Below are 16,628 nucleotides of genomic sequence, written 5' to 3'. Positions count from 1 at the left end.
TGGTCCTTCAGGCGCTCACCCTGCCGCCGGAGGCGGCGAGGATGGCGTTGATGATCGGCTCGTAGCCGGTGCAGCGGCAGATGTTGCCGGAGATCGCCTCCACGATCTCGGCGCGGCTCGGGGAGGGATTGCGGTCGAGCAGCGCCTTGGCAGCCATCAGCATGCCCGGCGTGCAATAGCCGCACTGGGCAGCAAAATTCTCGGCGAAGGCGCGCTGCAGCGGATGGAGGTTCGGTCCCTGCTTCAGGCTATCCAGCGTCTCGACAGAGCGGCCGGCGACGGTCTCGGCCAGCGTCAGACAGGAGAGATGGAGCTCGCCGTCGATCAGGACGCTACACGTGCCGCAGCCCCCCTGGCCGCAGCCGAATTTCGGCGTCTTGTCGCCGATCAATTCGCGAAGCGCGACGAGCAGGTTGGTGCCGCCATCGACGAAAATGGCGACATCGCTGCCATTGTGACGAAATTGCAGGGCAGTCTTGGCCATACGATCTATTCCTGACCCAAGAGAAGACGACGCAGATGGACGCCGACGATCTCGCGGCGGTACCAGGCGCTGCCGAGCGCGTTGTCGGAGGGCGATGTTCCTTCCGCCGCTGCGGAGGCTGCGGCCGCAACGGTCGCGGCATCGAGCGAGCGACCTTCCAGAGCGCGTTCGGCCGCCCGCGCACGTATTTGCGTCGGCGCCATCGATCCCAATGCGATTCGTGCCCCGGCGACCCGCCCGCCACTGATGGGCAGATGTGCGGCGAGCGTGATGACCGAGCCGCCCTTGGGCTTGATCCGTGCGATCTTGCGGTAGCGAAAAGCCTCCGCGCTAGTCGGTCGCGTGCATGACACCGACAGCACGAGCGCGCCCGCCTGCCTTTCACGTGACTGCAAGAACTCCTCAATTGGAATGTCGCGCGATCCAAAGCCGCCTTGCAGGGCCACCGTGGCATCGAGCGCAAGCAGGGCGACGGTGAAATCGCCGTAGGGATTTGGCGCAAACAGATTGCCGCCCACGGTACCCATGTTGCGCACCGCCGGGCCGCCAATCGAGCGGGCAGGGGCGTGCAGGAAAGCGAGGTCGCGCTCGCCCAGAATCCGGGCGAAAGTTACGCCAGCACCCAGGGTGATCCGCGGACCAGATGGGTCGATGCGCGTCAAGGCTTGGTCATTGGCGCGCACGATGGTCGAGAGCGAGATATCGCCTTCGTTCAGCGCGCGCATCACGAGCGTGCCGCCACCGAGATAGCGCGCGGTGCGATCGGACGACAGCGCGGCGGCGGCCTCGCTGGAGCTCGTGAAGGTCTTCACCGTCACAGTCATGTTGACACAGCCTCCTTGAGGTACCGGCGGATCGCTTCGAATCCCGTCTGGTAGATATCTTCCGCGACCATGTGGGTGATCCGGTCCTTGTCCTCCGGCCGCGTCGAAAAGCGGGATTCCCAGTGCCAGAAGGTGCGGTCGCCGTCGGTCACGGGCAGCAGGCGGACATGAGCCACATAGTTGAACATCGGGACAGGCGTATCGAGCAGGCAATAGCTGAAGGCCTGCTCCAGATCCGACAGCGTCAGCAATTGCTCGCGCAGCTCCGAGCCGTCCTGCAGCTTGAAGCGCCTGACACAGCCGATTTTGTCTGGGGCCTGCGCACGCTCGATCGTGGAGGCTGCGACCGCCGGATGCCAGCGATCGTGCCCGTTGAAGTCGCGCAGCACGGCCCACACGGAGCCGGTCGGCGCATCCAGGATCGTGCTCTTGACGATATGCGGCACGGCGCTCAGCCTCCGAACTGGCGTTTGAGGGCGTCGAAGCCGCCCTGGAACACGCCACCCCCGATATTCGCGACGAGCTCCGCCTCCCGCTCGGGTGCGCAGTCGAACTCCGCGGTCCATTCCATGAAGGTCTGGTCGCCATCCGTGACCGGCGTTAGCCGAAGCGTCGCGACGTAGTCCTCGACTCCCATCGGGGATTCGAGGATCGAGTAGGTGCAAAACATATCGTAATCGGACAGGCCGAGCAGCTTTTCCCGGATGCGATCACCGTTGCGCAGGCGAAAATCCCTGACGCAGCCGATCTTGTCGGAGGGCTCGCCGCCCTCGATGCGGCTTTCCGCAATCGCGGGATGCCAGTTCGGCAGACCGTTGAAGTCGCGCACGCGCGCCCAGACGCGATCGTTGCGTGCGTTGACGACGGTTGAGACGTAGACCCGGGCCATGGTGCGACCTCAGCTCTTCTTCCGAGGGCTGCGCTCGGCGGGCGGCTCGCCGTCGGCTGAAGGCGAGGGCGCAGTGGCTGGCTTCTCGCCACCGCCGCCGCTCTTGCGCGCGGAGTCCTTGATGCCCTGCATGTCGCGAGCTTCCCGGATCAGGCCTGGCATCTTGGCGAGGCTGCCACCTTCGACGCCGATGTCCGCCAGAAGCGAATCGATCAGCGGCGCCTGGACGCGGTAGCGCAGCGCCGAGTCGATCACCTCGTCGGTGGCGCTACGGCCGCCATTCCCGCCATGGCCGTTGCCGTTGAGACCATCGACTTGCAGGATGCGGATGCCCTCGATCTTCTCCATCGGCTTGACGCTCTCACGGACGATGCCCTCGATGCGGTCGAGCAGCTTTCTACGGAATAGCGAGTAGCGCGCCTGGTCGGTCAGCACGTTCTCGGCCTCGTTGAGCATACGCTGCGCCTCGGCCTCGACTGCAGCGCGGATCCGTTCGGCTTCCGCGGCAATTCGCGTCTCCTCGGCCTGCTTCTCGGCGATCAGGATCTCCACGGTCTTGCGACGCTTCGCGATCTCGCTCTCGCGCGCGGTTATGACGCGCTCGGTGGCTTCAGTGGCATGCACCCGCGCTTCCTCAGCCGAGGCCTTGGCCGCGGATTCCTCCAGCGACTTGAGGTGGATAGCAATCGCCTTTTCCATCAAGACGGTCTCGACCTCCTTCTCGCGATTGATTTCGAGCTTGCGCAACTCGCGCTCGCGGCCGATGCGGGCCTCGTCGAGGCCGCGATCGGAGGCGATGCGGGAGCGCTCAACCTCTTCCCGCGCGGCAATCTCGGCTTCCTGGAGCGACTGGACGCGAGCGACTTCGAGCTGTTCGATCGAACGGCGGCGCTCGATTCGCGCCGCCTCCAGCGCATGCTCGCGCGAGACGTCGGTGGTCTCGACCTCCTTGCGCGCGACAATCTCGGCCTGCCTGACCTGGCGGTCGGCGTCGATGCGCTCGGACTTCTTGGTCGAGAGCGCGATGACGCGGTCCTCATCCGCGATCTCGATCGCCTTCTTGTGCTCGATATTGAGGACTTCGCGCTTCTTGGAGGACGTGATCCGCTCGGCCTCGAGCGCGAGATCGACGCCGATGCGCTGGCGTTCGATGGTGTCGCGCCGGTTCAACTCGGCGGCCTCGATCACGGCAGTACGCTCGATCTCGAGCGCGCGCGTGTCACGCTCGGCCTGGATACGCTCGGCTGCAACGGACTTCTCCTGCGCGATCCGGGCGGCTTCGATGGCTTCGCGTGAGGCAATGTCGGCTTCCTCGACAGCCCGGTTGCGGGCGATTTCCAGCGACCGCACGCGCTCTTGCTGGGTGATGCGGGCAGCTTCGGTGGCTTCGCGCGCCGCGACCTCTGCGACTTCCAGCGTCTGATTTCGCTCGATTTCCAACTGCCGGGTATTCTGCTCGACCGCGATGCGCTCGACGGCGAGTCTGTGCTCCCGGTCGATGCGCGCCGCCTCGACCGCGCGCTGCGCCTCAATCTCGGCTTCCTGGATGTTACGCACCTGCTGGATCTCCAGCGCACGGGTGCGCTCATCGGATGCGATGCGCTCGACATTGACAATCATGGTCTGGGCGATGCGGGCCTTTTCGGTCGTCTCGCGGGCAGCAATCTCGGCTTCGTCCACGGCGCGGGTCCGGTCGATCTCGCGGCGCCGGGTCTCCTCTTCGTTAGCGATGCGGGCGTCGGTCACGACGCGGTCCTGCTGGATACGCGCTTTCTCGATCGCTTCGCGGGCGGTGATCTCGGCTTCCTCGACGGTCCGCATCCGCTCGATTTCGCGCTGGCGCACCTCGCGCTCGGAAGCGATGCGGCTGGTATCGATCGAGCGCTGGTTGGCGATCCGGGCTTTTTCGATTTCCTCCCGTGCGAGCAGTTCCTTCTCCTCGATGGTGCGGGTGCGCTCGATCTCCCGCTGGCGGGTCTCACGCTCCGAGGCGATACGGGCTTCGGCGATCGCCTGGTCGTTGGCGATTCGCGCCTTCTCGATGGTTTCACGGGCGGAAATCTGCGCCTGCTCAGCTTCGGTCTCGCGCAGGGCCCGTTCGCGTGCGACCTCGGTGCGTTGCAGGGCGCGGCGCATCTCGATGTCACGCTCCTGTTCGAGGCGCGCCGTCTCGCTTTCGCGTTCGATCTCGAGAGCCTGCCGCTCGGCCTCCAGGTTGCGGGAGCGGATCTTGATCATCGAATCCTGCTCGATGTCGTTGCGCAGTTTGCGCTTGGCCTCGATGTCCTCCATCAGGCGGGTCAGACCTTCGGCGTCGAAGCGGTTCGAGGGGTTGAAGAATTCGAGATCGGTCTGGTCGAGATCGGTGATCGCGACTGATTCCAGCTCGAGCCCGTTCTGGGCGAGGGCCTCTGCGGCGTTCGCCTTGAGGCGGGCGACGTACTCACCGCGCTGCTCGTGCATTTGCTCGAGGGTCATCTCCGAGGCAACGGAACGAATGGCCGAGATGAATTTGCCGGCGAGGAGGGCGTGGAGCTGTTCGGGCTCCATGGTGCGGCGGCCGAGTGTGGCGGCCGCGATAGACACGGCTTCGCGGGTCGCCTGCACGCGGACATAGAAATCGGCCTCGATGTCGACGCGCATGCGGTCACGGGTGATCACGGCGTCCTGGCGGGAGCGCACGATGCCCATCGGCTGCACGTTCATGTTGACGGGCGTGTAGTCGTGGATGAACGGCAGCACGAAGGCGCCGCCGTTGATCACAACGCGCTCGCCGAGCAGGCCGGTCCGGACGAATGAGGTCTCCTTGGACGAGCGGTGATAGAGCCAGTTCACGATGTAGACGCCGACCACGATCACCACGACGGCGACGATCAGCCAGAGGATCAATTCACCGACCAGAGTCCCTGACATGTTTCTCTCCCTCGACCTTTCGGCGTTATCGCGCGCCGATCGCCTTGAATTTGCGAACCTGATCCGTCAGCGCCCGCTCGACCGGCAGCCGTTCCATTGAGGAGGCGCCGTAGAAGCCGTGGCAGTTGCGTGTGTTCCTCATGATGAAATCGGCATCGTCCGGATCGGAGATTGGTCCGCCGTGAGCGAGCACCAGAATGTCCGGATTGACGCCGAGCGCGGCGGAGGCCCAGGTATCGATGTGCGCTGGGCAATCCGTCAGCTTGAGTGCGGTCTGCGCGCCGATGCTGCCCCCGGTCGTCAGGCCCAGATGACAGACGATGATATCCGCGCCTGCGATCGCCATCGCGGCAGCTTCCTTCTCGCTAAAGACGTAGGGCGTCGTCAGCAGGTCCTTCTCGCGCGCCTTTGCGATCATGTCGATCTCGAGGGCATAGGACATACCGGTCTCTTCGAGATTGGCGCGGAACACGCCGTCGATAAGGCCGACGGTCGGAAAGTTTTGTACGCCAGCGAATCCGAGCGCTTTCAATTGGTCCAGGAAAAGATCCATGTCGCGGAACGGATCCGTGCCATTGACGCCGGCGAGCACTGGCGTCCTGGTCACCACGGGCAGCACTTCGCCGGCCATCTCCAGCACGATGGCGTTGGCGTCGCCGTAAGCCATCAATCCCGCGAGCGAGCCTCGGCCGGCCATGCGGTAGCGGCCGGAATTGTAGACGACGATGAGGTCGACACCGCCGGCCTCCTCGCACTTGGCCGACAGGCCGGTGCCGGCGCCGCCGCCGACGATGGGCTCGCCGCGCCTTGCCATCTCGCGGAAGCGATTCAACAGTGCAGCGCGTTCAAACCGGGCCATCGGTCACCTCGCTAGTCTCCGGCGCGCCCCAATGCGGCCGAACAATGTTCGGAACGCGCTGACGATGGTGGAGGCGAACTCGGGGTCATTGATATTCTTGGGAATGCGGATGAGCTGACGGTTGGCGGTCTGCCGCACGTTGCGCTCCAGCGTGCGGAACAGCGCCGCATCGGCGTCCGGATCCCAGAATGGCTGTCCTCGCGCGTCGAGCGCGGAGACACCGCCCTCAGGCAGGAAGAAGCGCACCGGGCCGTCCATCCGGTTGAGCCGGTCGGCGATCCAGTGCCCCATGCGCTCGTTCTCCTCTGCAGTGGTGCGCATCAGCGTGACCTGCGGGTTGTGGACGTGGAATTTCCTGCCGCGGTAGCGCTCCGGGATGGTCTCGGGGGCGCCGAAATTCACCATGTCCAGAGCGCCCACCGAGCCGACATAAGGCACCCGGCTGCGGATGATGGCGCCAAAGCGGTCGTCGATGGCCGGGAACACGCCGCCCATCAGGAGATCGCCGACCTCCGTGGTCGTGAGGTCGATGACGCCTGCGAGCTGTCCGGAATCGACGAGCTTCTCCATTGAGCGTCCTCCGACGCCGGTGGCGTGGAAGACCAGGCACTCGAAATCCTCGCGCAAGTCGGCCGCGATCTTCTGCCCCGCCGGCGTGGTGACACCAAACATGGTGATGCCGACCGACGGCAATCCGCTGTCGCCGCGATCCTTCCGCGCATGCTGATCAAGGCGCGCTTTGACCATGCCGGCCAGCGCGTTGGCGCCGTTGGCCAGCACGGCGCGCGAGATCGAGTTGAGGCCCTGAACGTCGGTAACCGAATGCATCATGGTGATGTCGGTGGGGCCGACATAGGGCCCGACGTCGCCAGAGGCCACGGACGAGACGATGAGCTTCGGCACCCCGACAGGAAGCATCCGCATACCGGGCGCGACCAGCGACGCTGCGCCCGAGCCGCCCGCCGAAATCACGCCGGCAACATTGCTCTGGCGCCGCAGCCAGCTGGCGAAGGCCTCGGCCATCGCAGTGACGGCGGCGCCGCGGTCGGGTCCGAACACAGCCGATCCGCCGCGACCATGATTCAAGGCGATCTCCTGGGCGGAGACGTCGCTGGCCGCCTGCCTGCCGCTGGTGGAGACATCGACCAATCGGGTTCGCAGGCCTGTCCCGGCGATGATGTCGCGGATGAAACGGAGCTCCGTGCCCTTGGTGTCGAGCGTACCGACGACGAGCACGACCGGGGAGCCCTGCGTTTGCGCCGCGACTGGTTCGTGCCGGCGTCGTGCCGTCTCGTCGAGACGCATCACCTGTGTCGAGAGCGTGCGAGCCGCGGCCTCGATGCGGGCGATCGGCACCGGTTGCGACCAGCGTGTCGGCGGCGTCGGATTGGACATGTAGATGCGGATCGCGCCGCCTGGCCGCGTTTGCGGCGGAGAAGGCTTCGCTTCCGTATCCACCGGCGGCACGTCGAGGTCGAGCTCGAGTCCGGCGTGCATTCCGACACCGAGCAGGCGCTGCTGCAGTTCGCGATCGGTGGCAAGCCGCACCGAATCGATGATGCGGTTGACGCGGCCGTTGACCATGATCGCGACATTGGGCGACACGGCGGTCGCCACGCCGATATTCTGCTCGATCACGAGCACGGACATGTCGCCGTCCTCGCCAAGTCGTAGCAGCATCTCCTCGACCTGGGCCACGATGACGGGCGCGAGCCCCTCAGTGGGCTCGTCCATGATCAGGAGCCGCGGGTTGGTGAGCAACGCGCGCGAGATCGCAAGCATCTGTTGCTCGCCGCCGGAGAGCTGGCCGCCGCCGTGATCCTTGCGCTCGGCCAACCGCGGAAACGTCTTGTAGATGCGCTCGACCGTCCAGGCGCCGCGGCGCAAGCCGGCGGCAAGCCGCAGATGCTCATCGACGCTGAGTGAACGCCACAGCCGCCGTCCCTGCGGAACGTAGCCGACGCCGAGTCGGGCTATGTGGGCAGGCGGCTGTCGGGTGATCTCATCCCCGCGGATGCGGATCGAGCCGCCGCTGACCGGCACCAGCCCCATGATGGCCTTGCATAGCGTGGTCTTGCCCATGCCGTTGCGGCCAACGACCGAGAACACGCCGGCCTCGAGCGTCAGATCCACGCCCTGCAGCGCATGCGAATGGCCGTAATAGACGTCCAGGCCGCGGACTTCGAGCGCGGCGGCGGTACGGCGGACCTCATTCATGGCCGCCTCCGAGGTAAAGCTCCTGCACTTCGGGATCGGACTCGATCTCCTGCGGACGGCCTTCCTTGAAGATCCGCCCGTTGTGCATCATCGTGACGCTCTCGACGACGCGCAGGGCGACGTCCATGTCGTGCTCGATGATGATGTAGCCGATATGCGCGGGCAGGGAGGTCAATATCTCGATCAGCTCGGCACGCTCGGTCGGCGACAGCCCCGCGGCGGGTTCATCGAACAGGACGAATCGCGGCGCGCCGGCAAGCGCAAGTGCGATCTCGAGCTGGCGCTGCTGGCCATGCGCGAGCTCGGCAACGCGCTGATCCTTCACGCCCGAGAGATGGACGGCCTGCACGAGATTTTCGGCCGCGTGCATCAACGCATCGTTTTGACCGGGGCGGAGAAACGAGAAGCGTCCCCGTGAGACGCCACGGCAGGCGAGGTAGACATTGTCCTGGACGGTAAGGCCCGGAAACAGCGCGGAGATCTGGTAAGTCCGGCGCAGGCCACGGCGGATGCGCTCATAGGGCGGGAAGTGCGTGACGTCCTCGCCGAAGAAGCGGATGGTGCCGGAAGAAGGTGGGAAGTCGCCGGTGATGCAGTTGAACAGCGTGGTCTTGCCGGCGCCGTTAGAGCCAAGCACGGCGCGCCGTTCGCCGGGGCGGACGGTAATGGTGATGTCGGTGAGTGCCGCCAGCGCGCCGAACAGACGTGTCACGCCGCGCAGCTCCAGCGCCGCGCCGGCGCCCACGACAGAGAGGCGTTGCGCGACGCTATCCATGGTGGGATCCTTGGCTGGATCCTTGGTCAGATTCTCGGCCACGTCGTCCGCTTGAACTTGCCGCGCCGGAGCGTTGGCGGCGCCGCCAGCTCTGCCAGAGTCCGATGACGCCGTCCGAGGACCAGAACACGATAGCGAGGAAGCCGAGGCCGATCAGGAGCCGAAAGCGGTTGCCGTCGAGCCCCAGCTTGACCAGGAAGTCGAGTGCGAAGGTCCGCAGCAGTACGAAGATCAGCGCGCCGATAAAGGGTCCGATGGGACGCGTGATGCCGCCGACGACTGCGATGATGAGGATATCGATGCAGGCCCCAACGCTCACGGATCCCGGCGAAATCTGCCGGTAATTCCAGACCTGGAGTACCCCTGCCAGCGCCGCGACGAAGGACGCGAAGACGTAGGCCGCGACGCGATGCGCATTGACGTTGAAGCCGAGTGCCGCCATGCGGCGGGGATTGTCGCGGACACCTTGCAACGCGAGGCCGAACGGTGCGCGGGAGATGTAGTCGACGGCGAAGTAGCACAGCGCGGCTACTGCGAGGACGATATAGTAGAATGGAATGTCGGCGCGCCAGTTGACGCCCCAGAAATGCGGTGTGGCAACGGTATTGATGCCGGTATGACCGTTGAAGATCGCCCAGTTCTGGTTAGTGAAATAATAGAACGCCGCGCCGATCGCGAGCGTGATCATGATGGTGTAGATGCCCTCGGTGCGCACCGCCAGCGCGCCGCCGAGCGTGCCGAATATGGTCGCGAGCGCGAGCGCCATTGGGACCGCAAGCCACCACGGCCAGCCCAGGCTGATATTGGCGTTGCCGCTGACGCCAAACACCGCGACCATATAGGCGGAGAAACCCGCGATGGTGAGCTGCATCAGGCTGACCATGCCGCCATAGCCGGCAAGAAACATCAGACTCAGCGCCATGGTTCCGAGGATCAGCGTGGTCGCAAAGATCTCGATCAGGAAGAAGCCGTTGGCGATCAGGGGCATGATTAGGAGAATGGCCGCGACGGCCCAGGCCGCCGGATTGTCGATCTCCGGCCATCCGCGCAATTTCGAGCGCTGCACCGCAGTGGCGGGACGAACCGGGACGCGGGCGTCGTGGGCGAGGGACATGTCAGCGCCTCGCCAACAGGCCCTGCGGCCGAATTGCCAGCACCAAAACCATGATCAGGAAGGTCACGACGATGGCGTAGGTCGGGATGTAGACCGAGCCGAGCTGTTCGGCGAGGCCGATGATGAGCGCGCCCAGCGCAGCCCCTGGGATCGAGCCCATGCCACCGACGATCACAACGACGAGGGAGGCGAGCAGGAAGCGGATATCCTCGCCGGGTGAGAGCGACTGGAACGTTCCGCCGACAACGCCCGCAACGCCAGCGAGGCCGGCGCCGAGCGCAAACACCACCACGAAAACGAGTTGGATCCGTACTCCGGTCGCAGCCAGGATGTCGCGATCGTCGACCCCGGCGCGGATGATCATGCCGATGCGCGTGCGGTTGAGCGCCAGCCACATCGCCACGCCGATCACGACGGAGGCGACGAAGATCACGAGTCGGACCAGGGGATAGCGGAGATAGACCGGCTCACCTGAGGACTTGACCGCAGTGACCAGCGGCAGCTCCACAGGTCCGATCAGCCAGTTCGGGGTCTGGATCTGATAGAAATCGCCACCGCATGCCCACAGCATCAAATCGGCGAACACGATCGAGAGTCCGATCGTCACCATGGTCTGGCGCAGGTCCTGGCCTTCCATGCGGCGGAAGACGAGGACCTGGAGCAGGACGCCGACCAGTGCCGTCAGGATGAAAGCGACGATGAAGCTGAGGACCCATGAACCGGTCGCGACGCTGATGGCGTAGCCGACATAGCCGCCGAACAAATAGAGCGAGCCGTGCGCGAGGTTGACGTTACGCATTAAGCCGAAGATCAGCGTAAAGCCGCTGGCGACAAGGAAATAGAGACCGCCGAGCGTGATGCCGTTGAAGAGCGCGTTGAGGAAGACCCGCTTGCGGCCGAACGCATCTTCGACGCTCTGCGGCCACACTGCGAAAATCAGCCAGAGTGCTACCGCGATTGCGATGATGACAATCAGTGCCCAGGCGGGATGGCGTTCGACAAAGCGGGTCATTATCGCCGCTCCGTCTTCGCGTCACCCCATCTCTCACCCCGCAAGCGGGGCGGAGGGGCACGCAGACCGTCGCCGGCCGCAAGCCCTGCCATGAACGTGCGCTCCCTATCGCGCGCGATCCTCGTTTCGGGATCGCGTTTGTCGCATCCTAATGCGGCTGTAACGGAGGCGCTTGATCGTGAGTATCTTTTCGCGTGACCTCAGGCGCGCAAAACCTTGGCCGCGCGGCGATAATCGGTCGGCGCCATGCCGACATTGGCAGCGAAGAAGCGGGTGAATCCGCTCTGCGACGAGAAGCCGAGATCGAAGCCGATATCGGCGATCGGCGCTTCGCTCGCCACCAGCGCCTCCAGCGCCTGCTCCATCATCAGCGTGTTGAGATAGAGGTGTGGCGTGACGCCGGTCTGGGTGCGGAAGAGCCGGTAGAAATGCGGCCGGGAAAGGCCAGATTCGCGCGCGATGGTATCGAGCTCGATCTCGGCGCCAGGACTCTCCGACATCATCTTGATGCACTTGCGCACGCGAAAATCCGTGACGGAACCGTTTGCGCGCGGATCGCGCGCGGTCGCCGCCTGTTGCCAGCTTTCGTCATAACAGATGTCGATCAGGCTTCTCAGCTCGCCATCGAGGCTGTTGAGCGAGGGAGCGCCGCACACGAGGGCGGCTGCGTGCCTGATGTGCTTGTCCAGCGCAACGGACCGCGTGAACTGGGTGCGGCCGAAGCGCAGGCGGTCGGCGCCGGGCGCGTCGGGCGCAAACCACTCCGCATTGACGTAGAGCACGAAGAAAACGGCGCCGCCTTCGAGATCGGACGGCAGGAAATTATGCGGCTCCCACGGATTGACCGCGACGACGGAACCTTCGGTGAGCTCGTAACGTCCGTCACTGACATCGATGCATGCGGAACGCCCGCCGACATGGAAGATCAAATGACCTTCGCGATGTGCGTGGATGTTGAAAGGGCGGTTCAACTGATAGACCGTCGCCCGACCAAAGCGGCCGTGGAAGACGGCGAGCGCCCGGCTCATGCCTCTCCTCCCAAAAGCTCTTGGTATTTTTTGGTAGCGTTCAACAACCGAGGAGAGAATGCAAGGGCGCACGTGTCGCGCTTCTGGCAAATCTCTCCCCGGCCGGTCATCGCTCGCGAATGAGACTAGGTCAGTATTTCTTACATTCCGGTACTGTGCGGCTCGGCAAACCGATTTTGGCGAACACCGCGGGATCGTAGCCCAGCGTTTGGTTGACGTCCGGGATCACCTTCACGACCTTCGAGAACAGCGCGCCCTTGCCGTCGTCGACAACCTCGGTGACGAAGTTGGTGCCGATCGCCTGGCGGTTGGAGTCCAGCTTGATCTTGCCGTTGGGTGCGTCGATCTCGATCTTGGCAAGGGCCTCCTTGTACTTGGCCTGATTGTTGGAGAGATCGCCATTGACCTGGCGGAGCGCCTGGATCAGCGCCATGGTCGAGCCGTAATAGTTGGTGGCGAGCAGCGATGGGCTCGGGAAGCGCTTGTTGGGCGGGAAGGCGTCCTGATAGTCCTTCACGAACTTCTGCCAACTTGGGTTCTCCCAAGTGTCGGCCTGGCCGCTCGCGGCCAGCGTGCCGATCAGGGCATTCTTGGCGTTTCCCTTGGACGACAGGATGGTCTGGTCGATCATGATCGAGCCGCCCATCAGATGCGCCTTGCCGCCGGCCTGCTGGTACTGATTCAGGAAGTTGACGGCGTCGGCGCCGCCGAGGCCGAGATAGATTGCGTCGACGTCGTCGGGCAGTGCGGCGATGACCGAGGCAAAGTCCTTGGTGCCGAGCGGCACCCATTGCCGGTTGGTGACCTGTCCGCCGGCACCGCAGAACTCGAGCACGAGGCCGAACACCTGCGTATAGATGAAGGAGTAGTCTTCGCCGACGGTCGCGATCTTGCGATACTTCTTTTCGTCATAAGCATATTTGCCGAGGCCCACCTGCCACTGCGCACCGTCCATGTTGTAGCGGAAAAAGTTCGGAGCCGGATCGACATAGGTCGTTTCCTGGGCCCCGGAGGCGGCGTTGATGAAGGTCAGTTCGGGATGGGTCTTTGCAAAATTTTTGACCGCGATGCCTTCGTCACCAGAGAGCGGCGACAGCAGGATCTGTACCTTGTCCTGCTCGATCAGCTTGCGCACGGCTCGTACGGCGGAGTCCGGCGTCGCGTCGGTCGAGGCGATGACAAATTCGAGTTCCTTGTCGCCGACCTTCTTGCCGAGGACGTTGAGGGCCGTCTGGAAGCCGCGGATGCCGTCCTCGCCGAGTACGGTGTAGGTGCCTTCGAGCGTCGCGGTGACGCCGACCTTGATCTTCTCCTGTGCGAAGGCGGTGCCCGAAAGTAACAGGCTGCTCAACGCGATCAGTCCTAGACTGCCTTTCAACATTGCTCTCCTCCCTGGGCGTTCTTGTCACTGTTTTTCACCGCGCCTTGACGCGCCCGCCGCGCGGTGCGGCGTTCGGACAAGGCTAACGGTGCTTGAAACGGAGGCTAACCGAACTCCGATGCAGCGCACGTGCTGGAGCCGTGCGCGGCTTAACGGGCAGTCTCATTTTGAATGTTGCGTCGCGATTAACATCGCGGTGCAACAGGCGTCAGGCTTCCCGATTTGCACCCGCCAGCCGCATGGCGGCCGCGGACTGCCGCCGCTTGAATTGGATCGCTCGAATAGAGGAGAAATCAATCGTAGGCGTTGCGTCATTTCGCGGCGCGCGGCACTCGCTGGTTATACGTTGTGGCAGGCGATCGTCCGACCGTCCGCACCGACAAATCGAAGTTGTGGCACATCGACGAGACAGCGATCGCTGGCCATAGGGCAGCGGGGCGCATATGCACAGCCGTGCGGTCGCGTGAAGAGGCTTGGCGGTTCACCCATTTCGATCGCGCCCTGGATCCGTTTCGATGGATCGGGCTTCGGAATTGCCGCCACCAACGCGCGCGTATAGGGATGGAGCGGATGATCCAGGACCGTCCGCGTCCCGGCCTGCTCCACGATGCGGCCCATATACATGACAGCAACGCGGCTGCTGATCTGCCCGATCACGCCAAGGTCGTGCGAGATGAAGAGCATCGACAGTCTCAATTGGTCACGCAGATCCATCATCAGATTGAGCACTTGGGCCTGCACGGACACGTCGAGGGCCGAGACCGGCTCGTCGGCGACGATGATGCACGGCGTGGGAAGAATGGCGCGTGCGATTCCGACCCGTTGCCGTTGCCCGCCACTCAGTTCGTAGGGGTAGCGAGCGGCGAAAGACGGGTTCAACCCGACGGCCGTCAAGGTGGCAGCTATGGCCGCGCTGCGCTCGGCGCGGTTCTTGAAGAAGCCGCTGATGTCGGCCGCCTCCACCACCGAATCTCCAATTGCGCGCCGCGGGTTGAGCGATGCATTGGGGTCCTGGAAAACCATCCGGACGCTCAGACGCATCTCGCGGAGGCCGGAGCCGCGGGCTCCGATCATTTCGGTTCCCTTCAAATTGAAGTTGCCGCTGTCGGGCTGGACCAGCCCGACGAGGGCTCGGCCCAGCGTGGTCTTGCCGCAGCCGGACTCGCCCACGATCCCGAGGACCTCGCCTTCGGCCAGCGACAGCGATACACCATCCACCGCCTGCACCCGGTATTTCCGACCGGCCCGCCTGGCACTGAACGAGACCATCATGTCCCGGACCTCGAGGATTACATTGCCGCTCATGGCAGCTCTCCGCCGGCCAGCGGAAACGCGCAGAGCACCTCGTGCCCTTGGGAAGCCTCCAGGCGGGGCGGGGTCGCCACGCGGCACTCATCGCGCACCGCTGCGCAACGCAAGGCAAACACGCAGCCAGCGGCGACCGAACCTGGCAGCGGCGGCTGACCAGAAATGGTCGGCAGCCGGCGCGCGCCGGAATTTCGCGACGGCATGCAATCCATCAGTCCGCGGGTGTAATGATGACGGGGTGCGCCGAACAGCGCATCGACTGAAGCGGTTTCCACGATCTGGCCGGCGTACATGACAGCGACACGATCGGCGAGCTGCGCAATGACTCCCATGTCGTGAGTGATGAACAATATCACCATATCGAGCCGATTGCAGAGCTCGCGCAAGAGCCCGAGAATCTGAACCTGTATGGTGACATCCAGCGCAGTGGTCGGTTCGTCGGCGACCAGCACCTGTGGCCTGCAGGCCAGCGCAATCGCGATCATGACCCGCTGGCGTTGGCCTCCGGACAACTGATGGGGATACGCGGACAGCTGCATTTTGGGGTCGGGCATACGTACCAGTTCGAGCAGTTCGCGCGCACGGACCAGCGCCGCTGCGCCCGAAATTCCCTCATGCACGCGTACGGCTTCGGCGATCTGATCGCCGATCCGACGAACAGGGTTCAGTGAGGTCATCGGCTCCTGAAAGATCATTGCCATGCGGCCGTGGCCCGCTTCGACACGTTGCCAGGGCTGCAGCTGCGTTACGTCGCAGCCCTCCAACAGGACGCGCCCGGCCCGGACTCGGGGACCGGGCTGCGGCAGCAATCCCATGACCGCAAGCGAGGTCATGCTCTTTCCGCAGCCGGACTCGCCGACGAGGCCGAGGATTTCGCCCTTGGCCAAGCCGAAGGACACGCCCGCGACGATGTCGACCGGCGCGGTTTCCGGCCCCACTGACACCGTAAGGTCGCAAACTGTCAGCACGGCCTAACCCTTCTCACCAAAGACTTGACGGAACCGCGGATCGAGTCGATCGCGCAATGCATCGCCGACCAGGTTCAGAGAAAATGCCGTCGCCACGATCATCATGCCCGGGAAGAAGAGCAGCCACGGCGCGCGGGTGATGAAGGTCCGTGACTCCGCCAGCATATTGCCCCAGCTCGGAATGTCCGGAGGGGCGCCGAGGCCCAGGAAATCGAGTGAAGCCGCGCCGAGCTGCGCGAACGCGAAGACGAAGCTGGCCTGCACGAGAAGTGGCGAGCACAGGTTCGGCAAGATGTGCCGACTGATGAGCCATGCCGCTCCGGCGCCCATGCTGCGGGACGCCTCGACATAGGTTTCCGCGCGCAAGCGCAGCGTCAGTCCGTAGACGATGCGGGTCGTCGTCGTCATGTAGCCGATCCCAATGGCCAGAATGACGGTGGCCACACTCGGGCTCAAGATGACAATCAGGCCAAGTGCGAGAAGCAGAGTCGGGAAGGCCATCAGCACGTCGACCATGCGCATCAGCAGGTGACCCAGCCGCGGGAACAGTGCGGAAAGTACGCCGGCCGGAACGCCTGTCGCGAGAGCGAAGACGACCACGCCCGAGCCGATCAAAAGTGCCATGCGTGCTGAATGAATGGTGCGCGACAGGGTATCCCGGCCGAATTGGTCGGTGCCGAACCAGTGGGTCATGTTCGGGGGCGTCAGGCGGATCAGGGGATCGATGGCATACGGATCGTAAGGCGACAGCCAGGGTGCGAAGACCGCGGCGAGCACAGTCGCCAGAAGGACGCCGAGCCCGGCCAGCGCGATCGGGCGGGCGATGAACGGCTTGAGCCACAATGTCACGCTGTTG

15 protein-coding genes are annotated in these 16,628 nt (G+C 64.4%); all 15 read right to left on the bottom strand.

The annotated features are described in order from the left end of the window. Positions 1-7 precede the first annotated feature (7 nt). The 15 genes from IVA93_RS24025 to IVA93_RS23955 all read right to left on the bottom strand — a co-directional run bounded on the left by IVA93_RS24025 (position 8) and on the right by IVA93_RS23955 (position 16,621). Positions 8-484: a (2Fe-2S)-binding protein gene (locus IVA93_RS24025; RefSeq protein WP_247789249.1), complete on the bottom strand. Its 477-nt coding sequence runs from the start codon at positions 482-484 to the stop codon at positions 8-10. A 5-nt stretch (positions 485-489) separates the two neighbouring features. After that, complete coding sequence (locus tag IVA93_RS24020) at positions 490-1,308, bottom strand: FAD binding domain-containing protein (RefSeq protein WP_018458732.1); 819 nt, start codon at positions 1,306-1,308, stop codon at positions 490-492. Beyond that, complete coding sequence (locus IVA93_RS24015) at positions 1,305-1,754, bottom strand: SRPBCC family protein (protein ID WP_085394730.1); 450 nt, start codon at positions 1,752-1,754, stop codon at positions 1,305-1,307. Before IVA93_RS24015 ends, IVA93_RS24020 begins: the two co-directional genes overlap by 4 nt. A gap of 5 nt (positions 1,755-1,759) precedes the next feature. After that, on the bottom strand, positions 1,760-2,197 hold the full coding sequence (locus IVA93_RS24010) for an SRPBCC family protein (RefSeq protein ID WP_007593021.1): 438 nt from the start codon (positions 2,195-2,197) through the stop codon (positions 1,760-1,762). 9 nt (positions 2,198-2,206) lie between these two features. Continuing rightward, entirely contained in the window at positions 2,207-5,110 is a 2,904-nt protein-coding gene (locus IVA93_RS24005; RefSeq protein ID WP_247455087.1) for a flotillin family protein, read from the bottom strand. Positions 5,111-5,135: 25 nt separating this feature from the next. Then, positions 5,136-5,969 (bottom strand): phosphoenolpyruvate hydrolase family protein, encoded by an 834-nt coding sequence (locus IVA93_RS24000; protein ID WP_018458736.1) that lies wholly within the window; start codon positions 5,967-5,969, stop codon positions 5,136-5,138. Between the two features lie 3 nt (positions 5,970-5,972). Then, positions 5,973-8,186 (bottom strand): ABC transporter permease, encoded by a 2,214-nt coding sequence (locus IVA93_RS23995; RefSeq protein ID WP_247370679.1) that lies wholly within the window; start codon positions 8,184-8,186, stop codon positions 5,973-5,975. Beyond that, complete coding sequence (locus IVA93_RS23990) at positions 8,179-8,961, bottom strand: ABC transporter ATP-binding protein (RefSeq protein ID WP_007593014.1); 783 nt, start codon at positions 8,959-8,961, stop codon at positions 8,179-8,181. Before IVA93_RS23990 ends, IVA93_RS23995 begins: the two co-directional genes overlap by 8 nt. Next, positions 8,954-10,075 carry a branched-chain amino acid ABC transporter permease gene (locus IVA93_RS23985; protein ID WP_018458739.1) on the bottom strand — a complete coding sequence of 374 codons (1,122 nt, stop codon included), beginning with the start codon at positions 10,073-10,075 and terminating at the stop codon, positions 8,954-8,956. Before IVA93_RS23985 ends, IVA93_RS23990 begins: the two co-directional genes overlap by 8 nt. A gap of 1 nt (position 10,076) precedes the next feature. Further along, positions 10,077-11,087 (bottom strand): branched-chain amino acid ABC transporter permease, encoded by a 1,011-nt coding sequence (locus tag IVA93_RS23980; RefSeq protein WP_085350842.1) that lies wholly within the window; start codon positions 11,085-11,087, stop codon positions 10,077-10,079. Positions 11,088-11,287: 200 nt separating this feature from the next. Continuing rightward, positions 11,288-12,115 carry an AraC family transcriptional regulator gene (locus IVA93_RS23975; RefSeq protein ID WP_027569321.1) on the bottom strand — a complete coding sequence of 276 codons (828 nt, stop codon included), beginning with the start codon at positions 12,113-12,115 and terminating at the stop codon, positions 11,288-11,290. A 130-nt stretch (positions 12,116-12,245) separates the two neighbouring features. Then, positions 12,246-13,496 (bottom strand): ABC transporter substrate-binding protein, encoded by a 1,251-nt coding sequence (locus tag IVA93_RS23970; protein ID WP_026233649.1) that lies wholly within the window; start codon positions 13,494-13,496, stop codon positions 12,246-12,248. 339 nt (positions 13,497-13,835) lie between these two features. Continuing rightward, positions 13,836-14,801 carry an ABC transporter ATP-binding protein gene (locus IVA93_RS23965; RefSeq protein WP_247370676.1) on the bottom strand — a complete coding sequence of 322 codons (966 nt, stop codon included), beginning with the start codon at positions 14,799-14,801 and terminating at the stop codon, positions 13,836-13,838. Beyond that, entirely contained in the window at positions 14,798-15,772 is a 975-nt protein-coding gene (locus IVA93_RS23960; RefSeq protein ID WP_247541137.1) for an ABC transporter ATP-binding protein, read from the bottom strand. The genes IVA93_RS23965 and IVA93_RS23960 overlap by 4 nt, the downstream gene beginning before the upstream one ends. Positions 15,773-15,775: 3 nt before the next feature. Further along, positions 15,776-16,621: an ABC transporter permease gene (locus IVA93_RS23955; RefSeq protein ID WP_247789925.1), complete on the bottom strand. Its 846-nt coding sequence runs from the start codon at positions 16,619-16,621 to the stop codon at positions 15,776-15,778. Positions 16,622-16,628: the final 7 nt, after the last annotated feature.

This window comes from Bradyrhizobium sp. 155, from assembly GCF_023101105.1.
In the GTDB taxonomy this organism is placed as follows: Bacteria; Pseudomonadota; Alphaproteobacteria; order Rhizobiales; family Xanthobacteraceae; genus Bradyrhizobium; species Bradyrhizobium canariense_D.
This window is presented reverse-complemented; position numbering and strand designations above follow the sequence as displayed.